Here is a 22,239-nt window from a genome sequence, read left to right on the forward strand (position 1 = left end):
CGATCCCATTCGCTGTGAGTGATTAAATGTCTAGCTGAAATTTGAAGAGAACTGACGGGGTTCCTAGATCAAAAGTATGGCATTGGTCGGTAAATGCAGCATTGGTCATTTCGGTCTCCGAGCAGCCTTTCTCCGAACACGTTATCAGTGGCTGATATCAGCAGCATTAAAGTGATTTTGCGTTTAACCCGCAGATGATCTGAACACTTAACGATGGATCGCTTCAACTAAAATCGCTTCGGCAATATCCTCCCATCGTTTCGACTCTATAAAAACATCCAATAGTAGGGATAGCGGACCAAGACCTTGTCGCAGAACCTCTAACTGCGAAGTTCAAGTTACTGTAGCTTCTAAGGTCTTGGCCAAGATGGGCCGAGGATTTCAACGAAAAGATATCAACGCATGACTGGCTTGGTAGCTTGTACCAATTACTTCAGATAGGTGTTGAACCAATCAATTGTGCGGTCCCAGGCTAGGTTTGCCATTTCCTCATCATAGCGTGGCGTACTGTCGTTATGAAAACCGTGGTTGGCGTTTTCGTATATATATGCCTCGTATACTTTGTCGTTGGCCTGCAGAGCAGCCTCAAAATCCGGCCAGCCTTCGTTGATGCGCTCATCAAGCTCTCCCATTTGTATCAGTAGCGGCGCCTGAATTTTGGCAACATCCTCAGCTGCTGGCTGGCGACCATAGAACGGCACGCCTGCGGCCAGTTCTGGGTAGGCCACGGCAATTGCACTAACTACACCGCCGCCATAGCAGAAACCCACTGCGCCGACCTTTCCGGTGCTGTCATCTCGGTTCAACAGGTATTCAAACCCATTGAAGAAATCGTTCATCAACTCGACACGGTCCACTGTCTTTTGCAACTCGCGCCCATCGGCGTCGTTGCCCGGGTAGCCGCCAACCGATGTCAGACCGTCGGGGGCCAACGCCATAAATCCGGCTTTTGCCAACCTGCGCGCCACATCCTCGATGTAAGGATTCAAGCCGCGGTTTTCGTGGATCACCAGCACCCCGGGCAGGGGCTCTTCAACGCCAGCAGGTCGGACAAGGTATCCGCGAACATCACCGGTTCCATTCGGTGAAGCATAGGTGATGTAGTCCGCGTGGATATCGGGATCGTTGAACGACACTTGCTGAGCCATCGCGTAGTTCGGGCTGAGCATGTTCAGCAGCGCGACCGCTGTCACGCCGCCGACCGCAAACTTGCCTGCGCGGTCCAGGAATTGGCGCTTGGTGATCTTGCCGTGCGCGTAAAAGTCATACAGGTCCAGAAGTTCCTGGTCGAAGTCTTTTGCCGTCATGCGAGTCATTGTGGATCTCCTGATGAGTTTGGCAGTCTGAAGGGTGGGTAGTATCCGATCTGAAGGTCTTGATTTGATTGAGCGTCTGGCTGGGCTTCCTAAGATAACGCCGGTGACCGTTCCTTGTTCGCGTACCGTTCGCGCAGCGCGTTCTTTTGAACTTTTCCCATAGTGTTTCGCGGCAACTCCTGGACGAGTTCGTAGCGGCGAGGATGTTTGAATCGCGACAGCTTGTTTCTGATGATCGACTCGATCTGTTCCACCTGAAGCTGTGATCCGGGCTCAGCAACCAGAGTGGCTATGATCGCTTCGCCGAAGTCTCTATCGGGGATTCCGAAAACGGCTGATTCCAAAACGCCATCGATGTCGTTCAGGACGTCTTCAATTTCCTTGGGGTAGACATTGTACCCGCCGGTGATGATCAGATCCTTCGACCGACCCACAATCGACAGGTAGCCATCTTCGCTGTACCGGCCCAGATCTCCGGTGATGAAAAACTCATTCTCTCGAAGCTCCTCGGCGGTTTTTTCGGGCATCTGCCAATATCCTTTAAAAACATTGGGTCCGCGCACTTCGATCATTCCCACCTCGCCCTGGGGCAATGGTTCTCCGGTTTCGGGGTTAGTCACAATCACCTCGGTGCCGGGCAGAGCCATGCCAACGGTTCCCGCGCGGCGTTCGCCATCATAGGGGTTCGAGGTGTTCATGTTCGTTTCGGTCATGCCATAGCGCTCGAGGATGCGGTGACCTGTGCGCACTTCAAACGCCTGATGGGTTTCTGCCAGCAATGGGGCTGAACCGGAAATGAACAGGCGCATGCCCCGAGTGATCTGTTTGGTGAAACCGTCAACTTCCAGCAATCTGGTGTAGAAAGTTGGGACACCCATTAAAAGGGTCGACTTGGGCATTTCCTCCACGATCGCGCTTACGTCGAACTTTTCCATCAGCCGAACTTTGGCACCGGCGAGCAGCGACGTATTCATCGCTACGAAAAGTCCGTGCGTGTGAAAGATCGGCAGCGCGTGAATCAAGCGGTCGTCGCTTGTGATGCCCCACAAATCCACGAGAGTTTGGGCATTAGACAAAAGGTTCTGATGGCTCAGCATTGCGCCCTTAGAACGACCAGTGGTTCCCGACGTGTAAAGCAGGGCTGCAAGGTCGTCCGGGGCGCGATCCACGGTTTCAAACTCGTGGGGTTGTGCGTCAGCCTCGCGGCTCAGACTCGAAGTGTCGCCGCCGAGGGTCAGCAGCTTTGCGCCAAAGCGGGTCGCCAGTTTTCCGATCTCAGTTTCGTTGGTGCTGTCGCTGACGATCATGGCAGGTTGGGCATCGGCGATGAAATAGTCCAACTCTGCCAACGTGTAGGCGGTATTAAGCGGCAGGTAGACTGCGCCCGCCTGAACCGCAGCAGCGTATAGCGCCAGTGTATCAGCTAGCTTTCGGGCCTGCACAACGATGCGGTCTCCTGGGGAAACTCCGCTGGTCCGCAAAACATGCGCGATCTGTGCGGCGCGTTTCAGAAACGCGTCATATGACACTACCTGTCCGTCATCGAGTTGCAGGAACGGAGCATTGTTTCCCGCGTGGTGGGAAAACAAGCTGTCGTAGAGAGTGTTGGTCACGCTGTATTTTCCTCTGGTCTGGCCGCAAGTGCTGCGGTTGAAGCCGCGCGCACGGAACGCGAGGCTTCGATTGTGGCATGTGCCGCAAATTCTTCGTGGTGGCGCTCTGTCTTTTTCAAATCGTAGAGGTAGTTGACCATTGCGCCGCCAGATTGGGATCGTCCGTTCTGCGACAGGTCGGCCTCGGCATGCAGCTCGTGAAGCTCGGCGCCATTGCCCAAGTGAAAGCGGGCCACGGGATCCAGCGGCATCCCATCTTCGCGCTTGGCGAATAACAGGTATCGGGCGGCCATCGCCCGCACGTCCTGCGCAGAGGCTGTTCCCGCAAGTACGGCTTTGGCGGCATGGCCATGCTCGAGGTGCCCTGTTTCGCCAGCCACCCACCGGTTCATACCCGGTATTGGGGACAAGGTCACAAATGTATCGAGGCCCGGAAGCTCTCGCGAGAGTTCCGTCACAACCTGTTTGATCAACAGGTTTCCAAAGCTGATGCCCGTTAGACCCTTCTGGCAGTTTGAAATGGAGTAGAACGCTGCGACTTTTGCCTGTTCGGGTTCGATCGGTTCTCGGACTTGGGACAAAAGCACATCAATCGCGTTCGGAATTTCAGTCGTCAAAGCAACTTCGACAAAAATCAGCGGCTCATCCGGCATTGAGGGATGAAAAAACGCAAAACAGCGACGGTCGGGCGGGTAAAGCCTGCGCCGCAAATCGTCTAGATCGTTAATCTGATGGACCGCCTCATACGCCACGATCTTGTCCAGAACGCGGGCTGGTGTATCCCAACTGATTTGTTTGAGGACAAGAAAACCCCGGTTGAACCAGCTTCGCAGCAAATGCACGAAATCTATGTCTGTGCGCCTGAGTTCGGGGTTGGATTTGAGAAAACGCAACAGGTTAACGCGCATTGCCACAAGCTCTTGCGTCGCGCCGGAGGGTTGATTCAGCCGGCGCAGCAATTCTTGCCGTCGGGGTTCTGCGGCCTCGCTAAGCCTTTTAAAAAGATCGACGCTTCTATCTTTGGCATAGCGGCGCGCCGTTTCAGAAAGCTGATCCGCGTCCAACTCAAGCTGGTCATTCAAATAGGCGAAGAAGTCCAGTTTTTCCGTGTCGTCCAACGTCTGGTATCGATCCAATATCGTGGATGCGAGCACGAAACCCGATACTTCACCTTCTGCAGACAAGAGTGCTTCACACAGCTCTGATATGGATCGCTTGTCGTCTTTGCCTCGCTTCTTGCCGGGGCGGTCGAACAACTGATCAAGCAGATCGCCCAGAAACCAGTTCCGCTGCATTTCAGGGCTCCATCTGGCTGCTGAGGTATTCGCCCGTCCGACGATAGTGATCGATCAGGTGCCGGGTTGCGCTGTCTGCGTCGTGAATTAATGCGGCGTCCAGGATCTGCTGATGCTCAGCGGCTATATCCCGCTTTTTGTAGCTTGAACCTCCGGCCGCCAAATAACGGTAGCGAATGTTAAGATCGTAAAGTTGCGAACAATACCGCAACAGTAAAGGAAGCCTCGCATTGTCCAACAAGGCCATATGAAATGCCTTGTGTGCGTCTTCAAAGTCGTGTGCCCCTTTTTGGCCCGCCTTTTTCATATGGTGGTGACGCAAAACGAGCCTATCCTCCCAAGCTGAGTCTGCATTGGTGATGGAAGCGCGCAACGCGGTTTCTTCAAGATTGCATCGCAACAGAAGGATTTCCTCGAAGTTGCACTTGCTCACCGGTGCCGCCCTGAAGCCGCGCTGGTCAATTCGTTCCACCAGCATGTCCGATGTCAAAAGGCTTAGTGCCTCGCGAACCGGGCTTGCGCCTGTGTCCAGCAGCCCGCGGAGCTGCTCGATCTTGAGCTTTTGACCGGGAGGCAGCTCGCCAGTCAGGATCATTTCGCGGAGCCTTCGATACGCACCATGAGTGGCGGAAGTCTCTTTGCCCTCGGTATCAAGCATGGCGTCCATATCTGACGGTTCCTCTTTCGCGGCAAAATCTCTGGAGTGCTTTTAGCTAAGTGCACTCATTCCAGTTGACAGACCAACTGAAAGGTTCAGCGAGCCTTCGTTTATCATCCATCTGCGCAGAACAAAGCTGCGTGCCCCACTTTTGTGCATGGGATCCTCCTCGGCCAGTTTTCGGGCGACTTCAAGACTGTCGGCGCGGTAGATGATCAGACCCATACCTTGCATATGCTCTCCTGTTTCATCCGACATTGGTCCAGCAAAAGCGAGCTTCCCCGAACGTTCAAGTTGCGCCTGATATGCCAAGTGATCTGGAAGCGAAGCCTTTACATCTTCCGGTGCCTTGGCCGGCGTGCTGTGTGCAACGTAAAGCTCCAAAGCAAGAGCGCCACGGCTTTTTACTTCTGATTTATAGTCTGACCAAGCAACCATCGGCGCTCTCCAAAAAATCGATATTATTTGACATATTGCAAAATAGTCGGCAAAAATCAAGCAAGCTGACATGGATGGTGAGAATGAAATACTTGGTGGGAGAGGCTTCGGAAGGCACAGAGGTTTTTGCCGTAGACGGAGAAAACGCAGTGAATCTAACGGCTTTGGACCCTGCCGTTGGTCCCGATCTGATGGGGGTGATCTGCACGCCTGGACTGGTCGATTCGCTTTCTGAAAAAATCGTCGCTTCAGAAAGCGTGCCTGTCTCCTCTGTCACGCCAGCGCTGCCCGTAGCATCTCCCGGCACGATCATTTGCATGGGATTGAATTATACGGACCACATCAAAGAGGGGGGATACGACATCCCAAAGTATCCTGCTCTGTTCATGCGCGGGAAAAACTCGATCATGGCCGCCGGTCAGCCGATGGTGCGCCCGTCCTGCTCGGAACAACTGGATTACGAGGCAGAGCTGATGCTGATCGTCGGAAAGGGCGGTCGCCATATTTCGGAAAAGAACGCATTGGATCATGTGTTCGGCTACACCGTGTTCAACGACGGGTCTGTAAGAAACTACCAGCGCAAGACGCACCAGTGGACGCCGGGAAAAAACTTTGATGACACTGGTGCGATCGGGCCGTTTACCGTGACACCAGACGAGCTGCCTGAAGGGGCATCCGGCCTTAAAATCGAAAGCCGTGTGGGCGACGAAATCCTTCAAAGCTCGAACACTGCCAACATGATCTGGGGCGTTCGTCAAGTCATTGCGACGATTTCGGAATATACTACTTTGGAGCCAGGGGATCTGATTGCGCTAGGTACGCCTCCTGGTGTCGGGCACGCCAAAAAGCCCAATCCCCGTTGGTTGAAGCCAGGCGAAACCGTTGAGGTCGAGATTGAAGGCATCGGAATCTGCGCCAGCCCAATCATTGACGAAAAGGATGCCAAGTCCAAGGTGGCTGCAGCATGAGCGCACCAACCGGAGCAGAGCTGGAGGCACTTCGCGCCAAGGCGCAGCAAGATCACCGCGATCTGCGCGAGCGCATTCCACGCTTGTCGGATGACGCGATCGCCTTGATCCTGCGCGAATCCAGATCGCACTACGCGTGGACCAACAAGCCTGTTTCTGACGACCTTCTTGAAGAGATCTACGACATCACGATCAACGGCGCGACCAGCATGAATACGTTGCCCGCGCGCTTCGTTTTCGTGAAAAGTCCCGAAGGGAAAGAGCGGCTTGCAAAGTCTTTAAAGCCGAAGAATGTGCCAAAGATGATGGATGCTCCGGTCACGGCGATCATTGCCTATGACATGGACTTCTGGAAGGAACTGCCCTTTCTTTTCCCGCACGAAGACCGTCGGCCATTGTTCGAAAACAAGCCTGACTACGTGGCAGACACGGCCTTTCGAAATGGCACGCTTCAGGGCGCTTACTTCATGATTGCGGCCCGGGCTGTCGGGTTGGACGTCGGCGCCATGTCAGGTTTTTCGAACAAGATCGTCGATGAGGAGTTCTTCGCGGGCACGACGCTCAAGTCCAATTTTCTTTGCAATCTGGGCTACGCGGATGAAACAGGTTTGTTTCACAAACTTCCGCGATTTCAGTTTGAAAAGGTTTGTTCTTATGCATGAGGAGGCGCTGCCGTGGGTATGAAAGTGAAACCCGTCGTGACTTACCGCACGACAGCTCGGTGCCCGACACACGCGCGCACTGAGCTACCAATACGCGATCTGGATGTGGTTATCGACGAACCTGTCGAGCGGGGCGGGACAAATCTTGGTCCGTCTCCGACTGAAATCGCGATGGCAGCGCTGATCGCCTGTACCAACGTCATCGGGCACAAAAATGCGCACCGTTTGGGAATTGATCTAGGCAAAGTGACAATCGACGCGAAATGCAGGTTGGACCGGCGCGGTGTCCTGATGGAGGAGGAGATTGAAGTTCCGTTTCCGGAAATTGAACTCACCGTGAATTGTGAAACCCCCGCCAGTCAGGAGGAGCTGACACGCGTGGGTGAGGAGACAGCCAAATATTGCGCCATCGCAAAACTGTTTGAAGCGGCAGGCACCGACCTGACCGTCAACTGGGTCAAAGCAAACAAATAAAAAAGACCCGACTTTCTGGGAGGAGAGAAATGAAAAACTGGACCAAACGCAGTCTAATGGGCGCCGCTTTAGCTAGCGTTATGGCGCTGCCCGTTGTCGCAGAAGAAACCATTTCAGCTGTTGTGATTGATGGTTACCCGGACCGGGCATTGTGGGTGAAGGAATTCACAAACTTCTTTATTCCCGAAGTGGACAAGCGGTTGGCCGAGTCCGGCAACTACAAGATGAACTGGCAAGAAAACTATGGCGGTTCGATCGTAAAGCCCAAGGGCGTTCTGGAAGGCGTACAGCTGGGTTTGGGGGATATTGGCATCGTCACAACCATCTTCCATTCATCCAAGCTGCCTAGTCAGGGGATCTCGGGCTCGACACCATTCGTCGCGTCGGATGCCCGTGCAGTGGCCAAGGCGGTTGACGAGATCGCGCGAGAATACCCGGCTATGCAGAATGAGTTTGCTGCGCAAAATCAGGTTTATCTGGCGACGGGCGTTGTGCTCGACACGTATCAGATGTTCTGCTCAGAGCCGGTCGAGAAAGTTGCAGATCTTGAAGGACGCAAGATCGCGGGTGCCGGCCTGAACTTGCGCTACCTCGAGGGTATCAAGGACGCGGCGGGCGTACGCGGAGGCCTCACTGATTTCTACAACATGGTTCAAACCGGCCTTGTCGATTGCGTGATGATTTGGCCGGAAGCTTCCAAGACGTTCAAGATCGTAGAAGTGGCCCCTTACATGTTGAAGGCAGACCTTGGCGCGGTGAATACAAAAACAGTCACAGTCAACGCCGATTACTGGGCAAATCTGCCTGACGAGGTCAAAGACGTACTCCAGGCCGTGGCTATCGACTACCGTGACCACGTGGCAGGTATTGCAATGGATCGAGCCGCTGCGTCACGAGATGCATTTGTAGAAGCTGGCGGATCGATCATTGAAATCTCGGACGAAGACCGCGCTGCGTGGGCAAATGCGATGCCCAATGTTGCGCAGGAATGGGCTGCAACGCTGAATGAGAACGGCGAGCAGGGCACAGATATGCTGGCCGCTTATCTCGGCAAGCTTCAGGATGCCGGTTTCACTGGTGTGCGGGACTGGACGGCCGAATAATCGTTCAGCGACCCGAGAAAGGGGCCAGACATGCTGAAGACCGCAGTTGCCGTCCTGTCGCGGGTCGCCAATTCGCTTGCAATAACCGCCAACGCCTTGGGCACGCTCGTCGTCCTAGCGTTGGTGGTCATTCTGAATGTCGACGTCGTTGCGCGCGGGCTGTTTTCGGCTCCGCTTCGAGGCACTTACGAAATGGTGCAGTTCTCGGTCGTGATGATTGTTTTTCTGCAATTGCCCGACGTGGTCAGGGTGGACCGGCTGACACGTTCGGACGGGTTCCTGAACCTGATACACCACCGCCGCCCCGGCCTGACGGCCAACCTCAGACGCATTATAAACGCCGTCTCGGCGATCTTCATGGCCTTGATCGCTTATGTGACCTTCCCTGAATTTCTTCATATGTGGGAGACGCAGGACTATTTCGGAGTTCCGGGTCTTTTCACACTGCCATGGTGGCCGGTTAAACTGGTCATCGCGTGCGGTACTGCGCTTGCCTGCGTGATTTTCTTGCTCAAGGTCGTCACGGCGCAGGACCGCCCGCAACTTATTCGCACACCTGAACATGACGAGGACGCAGAATGACGCCGATTGAGATTGGCCTGATCTCGGTCGTAGCCATCGTCTTTCTGATTTACGCAGGCGTCTACATTCCGATTGCTTTGGGCGTGGTCTCCTTCGTGTCGATCTGGCTGATGCGGGACAACTTCACGCTTGCGCTCAACCTGCTGAAGGTTGCGGTCGGCGACAGCGCGATGGAATACAGTTTCGCGACAATCCCGCTGTTTACCTTTATGGGCCTCATCGTTTCAAAAGCGGGACTAGGCAGGGACATTTACGAGGTCATGACCATGCGATTTCGCAAGGTCAAAGGCGGTATCGGAATGGCGACCGTCGGAGCAAATGCCGTGTTTGCGGCCGTTACCGGGTCGTCCATTGCGTCCGCATCAGTGTTCACCAAGGTCTCGGTCCCGCAGATGATGGCACAGGCATATAATCCACGTTTTGCGGTTGGGGTTGTGGCCGGGTCGTCGGTTTTGGGGATGATTATTCCACCCTCGGCGATGCTGATCATCTATTCCTTTGTCGCCGAACAGTCCGTAGGGGACATGTTTCTGGCGGGAGTAATACCCGGTATCATGCTGGCAATAGCTTATGTGGGCGCGATCTGGGTCATGGGGCGTTTCACACCTGCATTTGTGGGCGGCCGGGTCGTCGAAGACACCGAATGGATGTCCGGGCGCGAGATCGCATCCAAGACCCTGCCCACATTGTTCATTATCACGGTAGTGCTCGGTGGCATTTACACAGGATGGCTAACCGCTGTCGAGGCGGGTGCAGCTGGGGCACTGGTTGCGCTCGTGATCGCAGTCGTACGCAAGTCCATGACACCAAGAGCGTTCTGGGACGCGTTGCTGGAAACCGGTCACATTACAGCGGCGATCTTGTTCCTGATTACGGCGGCTTCGATCTATAGTCGCATGCTGGGGCTGGCCGGGCTGCCCAATCAGTTGCAGGATTTGCTCGCGGGAAATTCCGCGTCCTTTTGGTCGATCATGCTGCTCTACGTTCTCTTGATGCTTTTTCTGGGAACTTTGCTCGATACGGCGTCCATCATTCTGATCGTCGTCCCGCTGTTCCTGCCCATGGCCGAAGCCTTGGACATGTCGTTGATCTGGTTTGGCATTATCACTGTGGTCGGCGCCGAAATTGGGCTTTTGACCCCGCCTTTGGGGATATCTTGCTTCGTCATCAAATCGACGATCAACGATGACCGAATATCGCTCAAGGATGTGTTTATGGGCGCACTTCCCTTTGCGTTCGTTATGCTGATCGTTCTGTTTATTCTGATCGAGTTCCCGATCCTCAGCCTTGCCCTGATTTAAGGAGGCGCAGATGCGCTCTGTTACCAAAGACAATATCACCGACGTGTTCATGGGATACCTGTCCAAAGACACCGATCCGCGGATGAGAGAAATCATAGGGTCTCTGGTCAAACACCTCCATGACTTCGCGCGGGAAACCAACTTGACACATGACGAATGGCGCGCCGGGATTGCGTTTCTGGAGGGATGCGCTGCCGTGGAATCAGAGGACAGGCATGAGTTCGTGCTCGCCTCGGATGTGCTGGGCCTGTCGTCATTGGTGGACATGTTGCATTCAAGTTCTGATGCAACAAGTTCGTCCGTACTTGGCCCTTTCCATGTCTCTGGCGCGCCCCCTCTGCCTTTCGGCGGGGATATGAAGCGCCACTACGGTGGACCTGTGCTGCTTGCTGAAGGCGTGATCCGGGACACCGATGGTAATCCGATTTCCGGTGCAGAGCTGGATATCTGGCAAACCGCGCCGAATGGAATGTATGCAAGCCAAGACGAAGAACAGGACACCTATTCTTTTCACGGCCTGATGACTACTGGTGACGACGGTAAGTATGCATTCACGACCGTCAAGCCAGTTGAATACACGGTACCGTCAGATGGGCCTGTCGGGGATATCCTGCGCGCCTGCGGCCGCCATCCCTGGCGACCTTCGCACCTGCACTATATCGTCAAAGCTCCTGGCTACCGTTCTTTGGTCACTGAGATTTTCCCCGACGACGATCCTTATTTGGATCAGGATACAGTGTTTGGTGTTCGGGATGATCTGGTGATGACCTATGTTGAAAGGCCAGTTTCAGAATTTCCTGATGGCATGGAGCTTTCTGGTAAGATCACTGAACCATTCTTGCACGTGAAGTTCGATGTGAAGCTTGCCAAAGTCTGAACGATATTGAGGAGGCTTGAGGTGCTGAAACAAATCTTCATATTAGGTGCCGCGCTGATTTGCAGTAGTGCTATCGCAGAAGAGCGCCCGATCTTTGACGCGCATATTCATTACAGCCACGATGCCGTCAAACTGGTTCCTCCCGAACAGGTGGCTAATATCCTTCGGGATGCGGGCGTGCGTAAAGCCCTGGTTTCCAGCTCGGATGACAATGGCACTCAGCTTTTGTTAGCCGCGGCACCGGACATCGTCGTTCCAGCACTGCGCCCGTACCGTCGTCGCGGTGAAATCAACACATGGATGCACGATGAAACTGTAATTGATTATTTGGAAGAAAACCTGGCCAAGAACGACTACGAAGCCATCGGCGAGTTTCACGCTTACGGTGACGACATCACAACGCCGGTCATCCAGCGCATGATTGCACTGGCGAAAGAGCGGAACCTCATTCTACACCACCACGGCGACCGAGAGGCAGTGGACCTGATCTTCGAAACCTGGCCTGAAGCTCGGGTATTGTGGGCGCACTCTGGCTTTGATGATCCAGCGAGCGTTGTTGACGCGCTGGACACGTATCCCAGGCTTTGGGCCGACCTGGCGTTTCGTTCAGACATGGCTTCACGAGGCAGAATTGACCCCGATTGGAAGGAGGCTTTCGAAGCCCATCCGGATCGTTTCATGGTTGGTACGGATACATTTGCCCCGGAACGTTGGTATTACGTAGGACCTCATGCCGATTTTTCGCGTGAATGGTTGGATCTGCTGCCGGATCGGATCGCAGACAACATCGCGTATGCCAACGCAGAACATATGCTGGCCTCAGAATGATCCGCTGGTTTTTTTTGTTTCTGGCATTGTCCAACGTTGCTACTGCTTGTGAAACGACTGGTCAGCGGTTGAGTTCGGAAACTCACGGCGCACCCGAAATACATTTGGTCGTGGGTGACATACCTTTAGCCCAACCGTTTTCACTCCAAATTTCAATCTGTGATGAAATTGCTGTCGACACGGTTCGTGTCGATGCAATTATGCCTGCTCATCGACACGGGTTGAACTACGCCCCTGAGATCACAGAGTTAGGTGATGGGTTATACCGCGCCGATGGTCTACTTTTTCACATGCCGGGTTTGTGGGAAATTAGATTTGAAATTGGCTTCAACGATAAATCTGTATCGTATACGTCTGAAGTTGATTTGAAATGAAGGTTTTGGTTACAGCTGCGCTAATAGTTCTGGCAGGTTCAGTGCATTCAAAGGTCCTGTTGTCTGAAGGCGAAATTCAACAAACACTGTCCTTTGGTCCATGGCCACAAACCTTCCCGGCGGATCCAAGCAACAGAGTTTCACACGATGCCAGAGCGATCGCGCTGGGAAAAGCCTTGTTCAATGATCCCGTGCTGTCCGTCGACGGCGCATTTGCTTGTGCAAGTTGTCATGATCCTGAACAGGCATTTACCACGCAGGAGGCGCGGGCGATTGGACGTGTTCTGTTAGACAGGAACTCACCATCACTGCGAAACCTGGCTGGTCTCCGCTGGTACGGATGGGGAGGCAAGAGTGATAGTCTTTGGGCGGCCAGTTTGCATCCGATCATCGAAGCTGAAGAGATGGCGCATACCAACGCAAGCCTAAAGACAGCCATCTCGGAGAGTGCCTACACTGATGACTTTGAAGCAATTTTTGGTGTCATCCAAGATCAAGGCCCAGAGCTTGTTCTGGTGAATACTGCAAAAGCTCTTTCGGCTTACTTGGAGACTTTGGTGACCGACCGGACGCAGTTTGACGATTTTCGCGATGCCTTAGAGCGTCGAGATTTTCCAGCGGCTGCGTATTACCCCGAAGCAGCCCAGCGAGGTCTTCAGCTGTTTTTAGGGCGCGGGAATTGCGTGTTTTGCCACAACGGCCCGAGGTTTTCCAACAATGAGTTTCATGACGCCGGCGTTCCGTATTTTCTGAGCGAAACCGAAGTCGACGAAGGGCGGTTCGGAGGACTGAACTTTTTGCTGTCAAGCCCTTACACACTGGGCGGAAACTGGAACGACGATTCGGAAAAGCAAGGTGCTTGGGTGGTGCGAAAAGTACGCAGGAGCCATTCTGACTTTGGAACCTTTCGGACGCCCAGTCTGCGGGGTGTGGCTGATACTGCCCCTTACATGCATGACGGTAGTTTGATCGACTTGGATGCGGTGATAAGACACTACAGCGAATTAGATAAGGAAAGGCTACACGCCGATGGTGAGTCGATACTTTCCGAACTGAATTTGACGGAACGGGAGATCGCGGATCTTGTGGCGTTTTTGGAGTCTCTGTCCAGCGTCACGCAGCCTTGAGATGCTCCAACGCAGCCTGCGTGCCGCCTGCGTTATGAGGCACGCCGCTCTTGTCGAGCCCCATTTCTACGCCTGAGAGTGTGGCCATCAACATAAGGTCGTTGAAATCGCCCAAGTGACCTATGCGGAAAACCTTGTCGGCCACTTTGGACAGGCCGTTTCCAAGTGAAATGTCGTAGTGCTTCAGCGCAGTCGCACGGAAGGCGTCGGCGGAATGCCCTTCCGGCACTTTGACAGCGGTCAGGACTCCCGATTCCTGACCTTGGCGAGCACACAGAACCTCGAGACCCCATGCCTGCACGGCAGCCCGTGTCGCGGTTCCGTGGCGCGAATGCCGAGCAAATACGTTGTCCAGCCCTTCTTCATGCAGCATGTCGATGGCCTCAATTAATCCGTAAAGAAGATTGGTTCCGGGGGTGTAAGGGAAAAACCCTTTCTGGTTTGGCCCGACCATATCCTGCCAATCCCAATAGCTGCGTGGTGTTGTCACGGTTTTTGAATTCTCCAACGCACGATCACTTACAGCATTGAAGCTCAAACCGGGTGGTAGCATCAGTCCCTTTTGCGAACCTGAGACGCAAACATCTACGCCCCAGTCATCAAACCTGAAATCGATCGATGCAAGGCCGGAGATTGAGTCGACCATTAGAAGTGCAGGGTGTTTCGCTGCGTCCATAGCCCTGCGCACGTCCTCGATAGGCGAGACAGACCCTGTAGAAGTTTCATTGTGGACGACGCATACCGCCTTGATCTCGTGCTGACTGTCTGCGCGCAAGCGGTCTTCGATCTGATTGGGGTCCGCACCGCCACGCCAGTCCCCTTCAATCAACTCTGGTAGCAACCCAATTTTTCCAGCCAAGTTACTCCACATGAATGCGAAATGTCCTGTTTCGTACATAAGAACTTTTCCGCCTGACGACACTGTGTTCACAAGTGCAGCTTCCCACGCGCCTGTACCGGATGAAGGATAGATAAAGACGTTTTGTTCTGTCTTGAAAATCGTTTTCATCCCAGCGAGAGCCTTGTGGCCTATTTCTGCAAAATCTTGCCCCCGGTGGTCGATGGTCTGCATGCTTATGGCCTTCAGGATGCGTTCCGGCACAGCACTTGGCCCTGGGATTTGCAAAAAATGTCTGCCCGCCTGGCGCATCTGAACTGATCCTTCCGTTGGTGTCATGAAAGTGGCGTGATTACCTATTGGAAAAATTTAATTATGAATTCATTATTCAGTCAACGGAGAAGTGAAGCCTCTAGTTGGCTAGCTGGGAAGGGAGGGCGACTCGATGCTTGAACATGAAACGTTGCACCGCCGACTGCTGTCTGATGTACAGGGTGAGGTGATGGCTGATGCGGCATCGCGTGCACGGTATTCGACCGACGCTTCGATCTATCAGATGGTACCGAAGGCCGTGGTGGTTCCCCGATCCACAGAAGATATACAGGCTGTGATGACTGTTGCGCGCGACGAAGGAAGCTCCGTTCTTCCGCGCGGCGGCGGTACATCGCAATGTGGGCAAACGGTCAATCAAAGCGTTGTTCTGGACAACACCAGGCACTTTAATCGCATTCTGGACGTGGACGTTGAGAACTGCATCGCCCGCGTTCAACCGGGTGTCGTTCTGGATCAACTGAATCAAGCATTGAAGCCGCATGGTCTGTGGTTTCCTGTTGATCCTTCAACCGCGTCTCGATGCACTTTGGGAGGGATGGCGGCCAACAATTCGTCGGGTGGAAAGTCTCTGCGCTACGGGATCATGCGCGACAACGTCCGAGCAATAAGTGCAATCCTCAGTAACGGCATGGAAGCACGGTTCAGCGCCGATACGGCGGCATCTGGCGAGTATGCGGATCTTGTTGAAGACATGCGTGCTCTGGGGCGTCGCGAGGCTTCGGAAATTGATGCCCGGTTTCCCAAAGTTCAGCGCCGTGTAGGCGGATACAACATCGACGCGCTCGTAGGTAACGATGTCAACATGTCCCATTTGCTGGTGGGATCAGAAGGCACGCTGGCCTATTTCACGGAATTGGAGCTGAAACTGGCGCAATTGCCGGGCGAAAAAGTTACCGGCGTATGTCATTTCCCGACATTCCGTGCGGCAATGGAGGCTACGCAGCACCTCGTAACGCTCAGACCGCAGGCGGTAGAGTTGATCGACGACACCATGATCGAATTGGGGCGTGAAATCCCGCTGTTCCGCAGTACGATTGAGGCGTTTGTAGAAGGCAGCCCTGAAGCGTTGTTGTTAGTGGAATTTGCTGAGGGTAGCGCTGACGCCAATGCTGCAAAGCTGGTCGAGCTATCGCAACTGATGGGAGATCTCGGGTTTGATTTCAGCGGGACTGAAAACCGTTGGGGCGGGATTGTATCAGTTACTGATACCAAACTGCAAAACTCGATCGCCGAATACCGAAAATCCGGGTTGAACGTTATGATGTCGATGAAGGAGGCCGGCAAGCCGATCTCTTTTGTGGAAGATTGCGCCGTCCCGTTGCCTGATCTCGCCGATTATACCGCTGGCCTGACGGAAATTTTTACCCGGCACGGCACAAAAGGGACATGGTACGCGCATGCCTCAGTCGGCTGTCTCCATGTTCGTCCTGTCCTGAACATGCGGCAGGATAAGGACGTCCGGACAATGAGGGCGATTGCCGAAGAGACCTTTGATCTAGTCAAGAGATACAAAGGGTCTCATTCAGGCGAACACGGTGATGGGATCGTGCGATCAGAGTTTCATAAAAAGATGTTCGGCCCGCGTATCGTTTCTGCGTTTGAACAGGTTAAGGCCCGGTTTGACCCCTACGGGCTAATGAACCCCGGCAAGATCGTACATGCGCCGGCCATGGATGATCGCCGCCTATTCCGCTACAGCCCGGACTACTCAGTTCAGCAATTCGAAACGGCGCTGGACTGGTCTGCTTGGCCGGGTGCCGGAGGAGGATTTCAGGGCGCCGTCGAGATGTGCAATAACAACGGGGCATGTCGCAAGCTCAAGGGCGGGGTTATGTGTCCCTCCTTCCGTGCGACCCGAAACGAACGTGATGCCACACGTGGGCGGGCAAACACGTTGCGTTTTGCGATTAGCGGACAGTTGCCGGGCGGTTTAACTTCGGACGCAATGCAGGACACGATGGAATACTGCGTGTCTTGCAAGGCTTGTGCGCGTGAATGCCCGACTGGCGTCGATATGGCCCGCATGAAGATCGAAGTGCTTTCAGCGAAGCGCAAAAAAGACGGGCTGACATTGGCAGATAAATTAATAGCTTATCTGCCCAGATATGCACCTAAAGCAGCTAAAGTTGCGTGGCTTTTGAATGCCCGGAATAAAATTGGCCCTTTGCGCAAACTACTGGAAAAACCGGCTGGAATTTCGGCGCGACGTGACCTGCCGGTGTGGTCCTCTGACCCGTTCCGGGATGTCGAGGCCCAAGACACAGATCCGCAGGTGCTTCTATTTGCCGATGTGTTCAACCGATATTTCGAGCCAGACAATCTGCGCGCCGCTGTCCGGGTTCTGCGTGCGCTAGGGCTTCGGGTTGCCATAGCAAGAGATGACCAAACAGGAAGGCCGCTGGATTGCGGGCGTACTCTGTTGGCTGTGGGTTGCTTGGAAGAAGCGCGTCACGAGGCACAGCGCGTGATTGACGCGACGCGAGAAGCGGTTGCACAGGGCATACCGGTAGTCGGTCTCGAACCTTCTTCTATCCTCACTTTCCGGGACGAATATTTGGCTCTTTGTCCGGGGCAGGATGCGGAGTTGCTGTCCAATGCCACTCATACCTTTGAGGAATTTCTGGCCAAACAGCCGGAACTGCCTCTCAAAGCGATAGATCGCCCCATCTATGTGCATGGTCATTGCCACCAGAAAGCACACGATGCCGTCACACCGATGGTTAACTTACTTAAGCGTATTCCCGCATCACAGGTTCATATGCTTGAAAGCAGTTGCTGTGGTATGGCAGGGGCATTTGGATACGCGCCCGGCACTATTGATGTCTCGATCAAGATGGCGGAACTCGACCTGTTTCCAGCTTTGGAGGCGGCGCCTGCGGATGCAATTGTTGTGGCCGATGGAACATCATGCCGCCACCAAATCGCCGAAGGTACGCAGCGCCAAGCAATGCACGTCGCGCGCCTGCTGGATATGGTCCTTGAATATTAGGATGTGGATATGAACCTGACGGATAGCATTAATCGCCCGACCCTTCATGAAGAGTTGGTCGAACGCTTGCGCAATCTTGTCGTCGAAGACGTTTTGAAACCGGGTGAGAAAGTGCCCGAGAAACAGCTTTGCGACTCATTGGGTGTTTCCCGGACACCATTGCGAGAGGCCCTAAAGGTTCTTGCATCCGAAGGCTTTGTGGTGCTTCAAGCCAACCGGGGTGCCCGTGTCGCGAGTGTTACGAGGGAAGAATTGGAAAACACGTTTCCAGTACTCGCAGCGCTTGAGCAACTGGCGGGGGAACTAGCGTGTCAGCAAATGGACGTTGCGGAAATTCAACGGATTGAATGTAGCCACGAGGATATGCTGAGCGCGTACGAGGCGCGTGATCGGCAGGCGTACTTTAAAGCCAATCAAGACATCCATCAGGCACTTATAAAGGGCGCGCGAAACGACATACTGGAAAACCACCACAAGCTTTTGGCCGCGCGGGTCCGCCGTGCACGTTTTTTGGCCAACTTGTCGGACGAGCGTTGGGCACAGGCAATTGACGAACATGAAACCATGATGGAGTTGCTCAAGGCCCGAGATGCAGATGGGCTTGGTAAGGCAATGAAACTTCACATGATGAACAAACTTTCGGCGCTTGTAAAAGCGCTGAAGCCAGAAGTGACGCCTCGCTAAACCCTGGTCAAAAGTGCATACCGGCTTCCCAAAGATATGCCGCTAGTCAGTGTTAACATCAGGAAACGGGGGAGTCAGTCCACAGTCCAGGGCAAGATTGTTGAGGTCTCGGCAAAGAGCGGGGTTGAGGCTTACACCGTCTTTGCGACGGGCCTCAGCTGCGGCCGTTTTTCCGTCTCCGGGCAGGCGTACCGGGTCATGACCGGGCAGGGGGTCGGATGCGCGTATTTCAGAGAAGACGCGGGCTGCATTCGAAGCAAAGTCTTTTTCCATTCCAAAGGCCGCCGGATCAAGCGCCATTACGAATTGGCCTGTGTTTGTGGATGAGGTTGTGTCTGATGTGAAGTTGACCACGTCAGAGCCGAAGGCAGCGCCGTTCAAGACTCCGGCCATCAACCCTATGGCCACGGAAAGGCCGAAACCCTTCGGACCTCCGATCGGCAAAAGAAACCCTTCTGATTTGCGGGCAGGGTCCGTTAACGGATTGCCATCACGCCCAACCATCCAACCTTCGGGCATAGGTTCGCCTTGCTGCAACAGGGTCTTGATCTTGCCCATCGCGGCAACTGTCGTCGCCATATCAAACACAAACGGGTCGGGACCATCGACGGGGGCGGAAAAAGCAATGGGATTGGTACCAAGAAGCAAGTCGCTACCGCCATAGGGCGGGACGTGGTTCGCGCTGCCCACTGCCGCGGCCATACCAAGCAGCCCTGCCTCGGCTTGTGGACGTACATAAAGTGCCAGTGGTCCAGCATGATTGCCGCGCCGAACACCAACCCATCCGATGCCGGCCTCTTTTGCCTTTTCAATTGCAAGATCCCGAGCCGCCGACATAGCCAGATGGCCGAGGCCGTCATCTCCGTCGATCAAAGCGGTTGCAGCGGTCTCATGTACTACTGTGACTTTGGGCGTAGGATTGGAGCCACCTCCCGCCAGCCGGGCTAGGTACTGTCGAAGGCGAAAAACACCGTGCGTGCCATAGCCATAAATGTCGGCCTCAACCATCGTCGAGGCCACCTTGTCCGCATCTGATTTTGGCACACCTCGAGTTTCGAGTGCGGCCGCCACAAATTCACGCAGGGTGTGGCAGTCAATTTTCAAAGGCTCAGAAGTCATCTCTTCCCACCTGTTCCTTGTGCCAGAACACCAATTTACGCTGTGTCCAAACCACCGACGCAAATACGACCAGACCGACAAGGCTGAGATACAGGATTAACGAGAAGACGCGCGGCGTGTTGAGCTGCGAGGCGGCAACCCGAATAAGTTCGCCAAATCCCTTGCCACCGCCTAGGAATTCTCCTGTGATCGCACCGGCCATAACGCCGACTGCTCCGATCTTGAGGCCGGTAAAAATCTGCGGCAGGCCAGTCGGCAGTTTCATCTTGAACAATGTCTGCATCCGACTTGCGCCCATCGTCTTGAAAAGCATACGCGCGTTTTCATCGGCGGCGTGAAGCCCAGCCGCAGTACCGACCACGATTGGAAATGTCGCGATAAAGGCAGCAAGCGCCACCTTCGATTCAATACCAAAGCCCAACCACGCTACAAAGAGTGGGGCAAATGCCACTTTTGGCATGGTATCTATCGCCACCAGGTAAGGCATCACTGCCTTTTCACCAAATGCCGTTTCCCCCACCAATACGCCCAGCGAAAATCCGATCGCGATTGCCAGTGCAAAACCATAGATAACTTCTTTGATTGTGATCCACAGCGCCCCAAGCATGTAGCCGCCAGTCAATAGATTTTGTCCCACGAAGATCATATCTTTCAGGGTTTCCAACGGTGTAGGCAGAATGATTGGGGAAACCAGCTTAAGGCTCGTAACAATTTGCCAAGTGCCGACGAAAACCACGAAGACAAAGGTCATCGCCAGCCAGCGTGGGACCGAGTCGATAAAGTGAACTTTTTGTTCCCATACAGTGTCTTCTGCGGTGTCGGCGTCTTTTAGGGCAGGTGAGTAGTTATGAACGTCGCTCACATTTCTTCTCCCTTATCCAGGAGGCCGCGAATGTAGTCTACAATAGCGCCAAACTTGGGTGTGGTCATCATATCCAACGTGCGTGGGCGTGGCAGATCGACCTTCACAATTTCGGCAATCCTGCCCGGGCGTGGTTTCAACACGACGATTTCGTCGGACAAAATAACGGCTTCCTGAATAGAGTGCGTAACAAGAAAAGCAGTCGCATCCTGTTCATTGCAAATCCGCTGCAGTTCCATATTCATCATGTCGCGTGACAGCTCGTCCAGCGCGCTGAATGGTTCGTCTAACAAAAGTACAGCTGGTTCTGTGATCAGCATACGGCAGATTGAGGCGCGCTGAGCCATGCCGCCCGACAATTCGTTCGGGTATACGTCTTCGAAACCCTTCAAGCCCACGATGTCCAATAGTTCGTGAGCCTTGCCCATTGCTTGCTTGGCGGCTGCCTTTCCGTCGCGGATCTCGATTGGCAACACGATGTTTTCCACCGCTGTTTTCCAGGGAAATAGTGTCGCCTGTTGAAACATCATACCAATATCTCGACGGGGACCGGTGACTGGCAGGCCCTGTAGGATTACACGCCCTTTGGTGGGAGGGATCAGACCCGCCATGATCTTGAGCAGAGTGGATTTCCCGCACCCGCTGGACCCAATGACAGAAGTGAAGCTGCCTTTCCGTAGCGTCAGATTAATGTCCTCAAGCGCAACAACAAGGTTGCGTGCATAGGTCTTGCTTAAATGGGTCAATTCGTAGACCGGCGTGCCCAAGGGCGCGCCGGAAAACTCTTGTGCGGCTGCAGCGTTCATTTGCTGGCGGCCTCGTTGCCAATGGCGGCAAATTCATTGGTCCAGGCAGCGCTCAAGTCATCAAGCGGTCCCGGAATTTCGCCACCTGCAACAAGTGCGTCTTGCCATTCCTGCCAAACTTCGGCGGGGTACCATCCCAAACCGTTGCTTGGATCCGCTGCTATGGTTTTCGAACGTACGGCATCGAACAGCGCTGACTGGAACTCCTTGTCCTCGCCTTCCTGCGGATTGCCGTCCGCCAGGTGCTTCAACACAGCTTCGCGGTTGGCATCATCCAGCGCAAAGGCATGACCACGAGCGAAAGCGCGGCTCCAGGCCTCGACCAATTCGCGGTCGTTGGCGATTGTGTCGGCCATTGTGGCGATGCCGTTACCGAAGAAACGCCCGAATTCTGCAGGCGTAATGTCACGCACTGCCATTCCGCGTTGGTTCAGAATTGCCGTGTCAGCGGTGGACGCGGAATACGCGTCGATTTCGCCATTCAGAAAAGCCGCGGTCGCAGGGCCACCGTCGCCGACAGTCAGGAAGGTATAATCTTCACCTTCTTTCATTCCTGCGCCGGTCATCACATTGCGCGCAAAGCCCACTTCGGCGCCATCAGCAGTACCTGTACCGATAACCTTGCCCCGCAACTCTTCAACGTTTTGGATGTCAGAGTCTTCGGGCACTGCGATGCCAAAGTTGCTGCGCGCCGCAACATTGTAAATATGCACGGCATCCACATCACGCGAGCGTGCTGCAATCAAGGGGCCGGGTCCTGGGCGACCGAAGTGCGCCTGTCCGGCGGATAATGCCTGAAGCACGGCTCCCGAACCGTTGATCGCCTCGACGGTCACGTCCAAACCTTCGTCCGCGAAGTAACCTTCTCCAATGGCGACAAAAACAGGAAATGAGTTGATCGCCGATGGGCTCGGCTGCACAAAAGTGATCTTACGCAAGTCCTGCGCAAAACCTTTTGTTCCCAATGCTCCCGCTACCGGAACTGCCGAAAG

Annotated in this window: 22 protein-coding genes; 12 read left to right on the top strand and 10 right to left on the bottom strand. The window is 54.3% G+C overall.

Translation table 11 applies throughout. From position 1 onward, the window contains the following. Positions 1-428: 428 nt before the first annotated feature. From yghX to GOW09_RS09810, 5 genes are all read right to left on the bottom strand, one after another. A complete protein-coding gene (yghX, locus tag GOW09_RS09790; RefSeq protein WP_171117784.1) occupies positions 429-1,316 on the bottom strand; it encodes a YghX family hydrolase in 888 nt (295 codons plus the stop codon). An 89-nt stretch (positions 1,317-1,405) separates the two neighbouring features. Then, on the bottom strand, positions 1,406-2,929 hold the full coding sequence (locus tag GOW09_RS09795; RefSeq protein WP_171117786.1) for a malonyl-CoA synthase: 1,524 nt from the start codon (positions 2,927-2,929) through the stop codon (positions 1,406-1,408). Next, the gene (locus GOW09_RS09800) at positions 2,926-4,224 is read right to left on the bottom strand and encodes a malonyl-CoA decarboxylase domain-containing protein (protein WP_171117788.1); all 1,299 of its coding nucleotides are present in this window, start codon (positions 4,222-4,224) and stop codon (positions 2,926-2,928) included. The genes GOW09_RS09795 and GOW09_RS09800 overlap by 4 nt, the downstream gene beginning before the upstream one ends. 1 nt (position 4,225) lies before the next feature. After that, positions 4,226-4,882 (bottom strand): GntR family transcriptional regulator, encoded by a 657-nt coding sequence (locus GOW09_RS09805; protein WP_254441770.1) that lies wholly within the window; start codon positions 4,880-4,882, stop codon positions 4,226-4,228. Positions 4,883-4,933: 51 nt separating this feature from the next. Then, positions 4,934-5,194: a YciI family protein gene (locus tag GOW09_RS09810; protein WP_254442715.1), complete on the bottom strand. Its 261-nt coding sequence runs from the start codon at positions 5,192-5,194 to the stop codon at positions 4,934-4,936. Between GOW09_RS09810 and GOW09_RS09815 the strand changes: the two genes are divergently transcribed. The 10 genes from GOW09_RS09815 to GOW09_RS09860 are packed head-to-tail and all read left to right on the top strand — an operon-like array spanning position 5,140 to position 13,616. Next, a complete protein-coding gene (locus GOW09_RS09815; protein ID WP_254442716.1) occupies positions 5,140-6,288 on the top strand; it encodes a fumarylacetoacetate hydrolase family protein in 1,149 nt (382 codons plus the stop codon). The two genes, GOW09_RS09810 and GOW09_RS09815, sit on opposite strands and share 55 nt — an antisense overlap. Further along, positions 6,285-6,950 (top strand): malonic semialdehyde reductase, encoded by a 666-nt coding sequence (locus tag GOW09_RS09820; protein ID WP_171117796.1) that lies wholly within the window; start codon positions 6,285-6,287, stop codon positions 6,948-6,950. Before GOW09_RS09815 ends, GOW09_RS09820 begins: the two co-directional genes overlap by 4 nt. An 18-nt stretch (positions 6,951-6,968) precedes the next feature. Then, positions 6,969-7,424 (top strand): OsmC family protein, encoded by a 456-nt coding sequence (locus GOW09_RS09825; protein ID WP_171117798.1) that lies wholly within the window; start codon positions 6,969-6,971, stop codon positions 7,422-7,424. 29 nt (positions 7,425-7,453) lie between these two features. Beyond that, entirely contained in the window at positions 7,454-8,527 is a 1,074-nt protein-coding gene (locus GOW09_RS09830; protein WP_171117800.1) for a C4-dicarboxylate TRAP transporter substrate-binding protein, read from the top strand. 30 nt (positions 8,528-8,557) lie between these two features. Further along, positions 8,558-9,109: a TRAP transporter small permease subunit gene (locus tag GOW09_RS09835; protein WP_171117803.1), complete on the top strand. Its 552-nt coding sequence runs from the start codon at positions 8,558-8,560 to the stop codon at positions 9,107-9,109. After that, a complete protein-coding gene (locus GOW09_RS09840; protein WP_171117805.1) occupies positions 9,106-10,410 on the top strand; it encodes a TRAP transporter large permease in 1,305 nt (434 codons plus the stop codon). Before GOW09_RS09835 ends, GOW09_RS09840 begins: the two co-directional genes overlap by 4 nt. A 10-nt stretch (positions 10,411-10,420) precedes the next feature. Then, positions 10,421-11,287 (top strand): dioxygenase, encoded by an 867-nt coding sequence (locus GOW09_RS09845; protein ID WP_171117807.1) that lies wholly within the window; start codon positions 10,421-10,423, stop codon positions 11,285-11,287. 21 nt (positions 11,288-11,308) lie between these two features. After that, positions 11,309-12,115, top strand: coding sequence for an amidohydrolase (locus GOW09_RS09850; protein WP_171117808.1), 807 nt, complete (start codon positions 11,309-11,311; stop codon positions 12,113-12,115). Further along, on the top strand, positions 12,112-12,489 hold the full coding sequence (locus GOW09_RS09855; RefSeq protein ID WP_171117810.1) for a FixH family protein: 378 nt from the start codon (positions 12,112-12,114) through the stop codon (positions 12,487-12,489). Before GOW09_RS09850 ends, GOW09_RS09855 begins: the two co-directional genes overlap by 4 nt. Further along, complete coding sequence (locus tag GOW09_RS09860) at positions 12,486-13,616, top strand: cytochrome-c peroxidase (protein WP_171117812.1); 1,131 nt, start codon at positions 12,486-12,488, stop codon at positions 13,614-13,616. The genes GOW09_RS09855 and GOW09_RS09860 overlap by 4 nt, the downstream gene beginning before the upstream one ends. Here GOW09_RS09860 and GOW09_RS09865 read toward each other — a convergent pair. After that, on the bottom strand, positions 13,603-14,793 hold the full coding sequence (locus GOW09_RS09865) for an alanine--glyoxylate aminotransferase family protein (RefSeq protein WP_171117814.1): 1,191 nt from the start codon (positions 14,791-14,793) through the stop codon (positions 13,603-13,605). The genes GOW09_RS09860 and GOW09_RS09865 overlap by 14 nt on opposite strands. Before the next feature lie 106 nt (positions 14,794-14,899). On the opposite strand from GOW09_RS09865, the gene GOW09_RS09870 reads away from it, so the two are divergent. Together GOW09_RS09870 and GOW09_RS09875 are read left to right on the top strand one after the other, a co-directional pair. Then, the gene (locus tag GOW09_RS09870) at positions 14,900-17,776 is read left to right on the top strand and encodes an FAD-binding and (Fe-S)-binding domain-containing protein (protein WP_171117816.1); all 2,877 of its coding nucleotides are present in this window, start codon (positions 14,900-14,902) and stop codon (positions 17,774-17,776) included. Between the two features lie 9 nt (positions 17,777-17,785). Beyond that, positions 17,786-18,460, top strand: coding sequence for a GntR family transcriptional regulator (locus GOW09_RS09875; RefSeq protein ID WP_171117907.1), 675 nt, complete (start codon positions 17,786-17,788; stop codon positions 18,458-18,460). Positions 18,461-18,502: 42 nt separating this feature from the next. Here the strand turns inward: GOW09_RS09875 and GOW09_RS09880 are convergent, their stop codons facing one another. From GOW09_RS09880 to GOW09_RS09895, 4 genes are read right to left on the bottom strand one after another with little or no spacing between them, the layout of a single operon-like run. Then, a complete protein-coding gene (locus GOW09_RS09880) occupies positions 18,503-19,579 on the bottom strand; it encodes an Ldh family oxidoreductase (RefSeq protein ID WP_171117818.1) in 1,077 nt (358 codons plus the stop codon). Beyond that, entirely contained in the window at positions 19,569-20,441 is an 873-nt protein-coding gene (locus tag GOW09_RS09885; RefSeq protein WP_170512646.1) for an ABC transporter permease, read from the bottom strand. Before GOW09_RS09885 ends, GOW09_RS09880 begins: the two co-directional genes overlap by 11 nt. Then, on the bottom strand, positions 20,438-21,247 hold the full coding sequence (locus GOW09_RS09890; protein ID WP_171117820.1) for an ABC transporter ATP-binding protein: 810 nt from the start codon (positions 21,245-21,247) through the stop codon (positions 20,438-20,440). Before GOW09_RS09890 ends, GOW09_RS09885 begins: the two co-directional genes overlap by 4 nt. After that, positions 21,244-22,185, bottom strand: a complete 942-nt coding sequence (locus GOW09_RS09895; protein ID WP_254441774.1) for an ABC transporter substrate-binding protein — start codon at positions 22,183-22,185, stop codon at positions 21,244-21,246. The genes GOW09_RS09890 and GOW09_RS09895 overlap by 4 nt, the downstream gene beginning before the upstream one ends. Positions 22,186-22,239: the final 54 nt, after the last annotated feature.

This window comes from Ruegeria sp. HKCCA5463 (assembly GCF_013034175.1).
GTDB lineage: Bacteria > Pseudomonadota > Alphaproteobacteria > Rhodobacterales > Rhodobacteraceae > Ruegeria.

Excerpts from the sequence above, each read along its gene's own strand:
- GOW09_RS09825 (WP_171117798.1), top strand. The coding sequence starts at position 6,969 with ATGAAAGTGAAACCCGTCGTGACTTACCGCACGACAGCTCGGTGCCCG.
- yghX (WP_171117784.1), bottom strand. The coding sequence starts at position 1,316 with ATGACTCGCATGACGGCAAAAGACTTCGACCAGGAACTTCTGGACCTG.
- GOW09_RS09865 (WP_171117814.1), bottom strand. The coding sequence starts at position 14,793 with ATGACACCAACGGAAGGATCAGTTCAGATGCGCCAGGCGGGCAGACAT.
- GOW09_RS09830 (WP_171117800.1), top strand. The coding sequence starts at position 7,454 with ATGAAAAACTGGACCAAACGCAGTCTAATGGGCGCCGCTTTAGCTAGC.
- GOW09_RS09860 (WP_171117812.1), top strand. The coding sequence starts at position 12,486 with ATGAAGGTTTTGGTTACAGCTGCGCTAATAGTTCTGGCAGGTTCAGTG.
- GOW09_RS09870 (WP_171117816.1), top strand. The coding sequence starts at position 14,900 with ATGCTTGAACATGAAACGTTGCACCGCCGACTGCTGTCTGATGTACAG.
- GOW09_RS09840 (WP_171117805.1), top strand. The coding sequence starts at position 9,106 with ATGACGCCGATTGAGATTGGCCTGATCTCGGTCGTAGCCATCGTCTTT.
- GOW09_RS09875 (WP_171117907.1), top strand. The coding sequence starts at position 17,786 with ATGAACCTGACGGATAGCATTAATCGCCCGACCCTTCATGAAGAGTTG.
- GOW09_RS09805 (WP_254441770.1), bottom strand. The coding sequence starts at position 4,882 with ATGCTTGATACCGAGGGCAAAGAGACTTCCGCCACTCATGGTGCGTAT.
- GOW09_RS09880 (WP_171117818.1), bottom strand. The coding sequence starts at position 19,579 with ATGACTTCTGAGCCTTTGAAAATTGACTGCCACACCCTGCGTGAATTT.
- GOW09_RS09855 (WP_171117810.1), top strand. The coding sequence starts at position 12,112 with ATGATCCGCTGGTTTTTTTTGTTTCTGGCATTGTCCAACGTTGCTACT.
- GOW09_RS09800 (WP_171117788.1), bottom strand. The coding sequence starts at position 4,224 with ATGCAGCGGAACTGGTTTCTGGGCGATCTGCTTGATCAGTTGTTCGAC.
- GOW09_RS09835 (WP_171117803.1), top strand. The coding sequence starts at position 8,558 with ATGCTGAAGACCGCAGTTGCCGTCCTGTCGCGGGTCGCCAATTCGCTT.
- GOW09_RS09845 (WP_171117807.1), top strand. The coding sequence starts at position 10,421 with ATGCGCTCTGTTACCAAAGACAATATCACCGACGTGTTCATGGGATAC.
- GOW09_RS09820 (WP_171117796.1), top strand. The coding sequence starts at position 6,285 with ATGAGCGCACCAACCGGAGCAGAGCTGGAGGCACTTCGCGCCAAGGCG.
- GOW09_RS09890 (WP_171117820.1), bottom strand. The coding sequence starts at position 21,247 with ATGAACGCTGCAGCCGCACAAGAGTTTTCCGGCGCGCCCTTGGGCACG.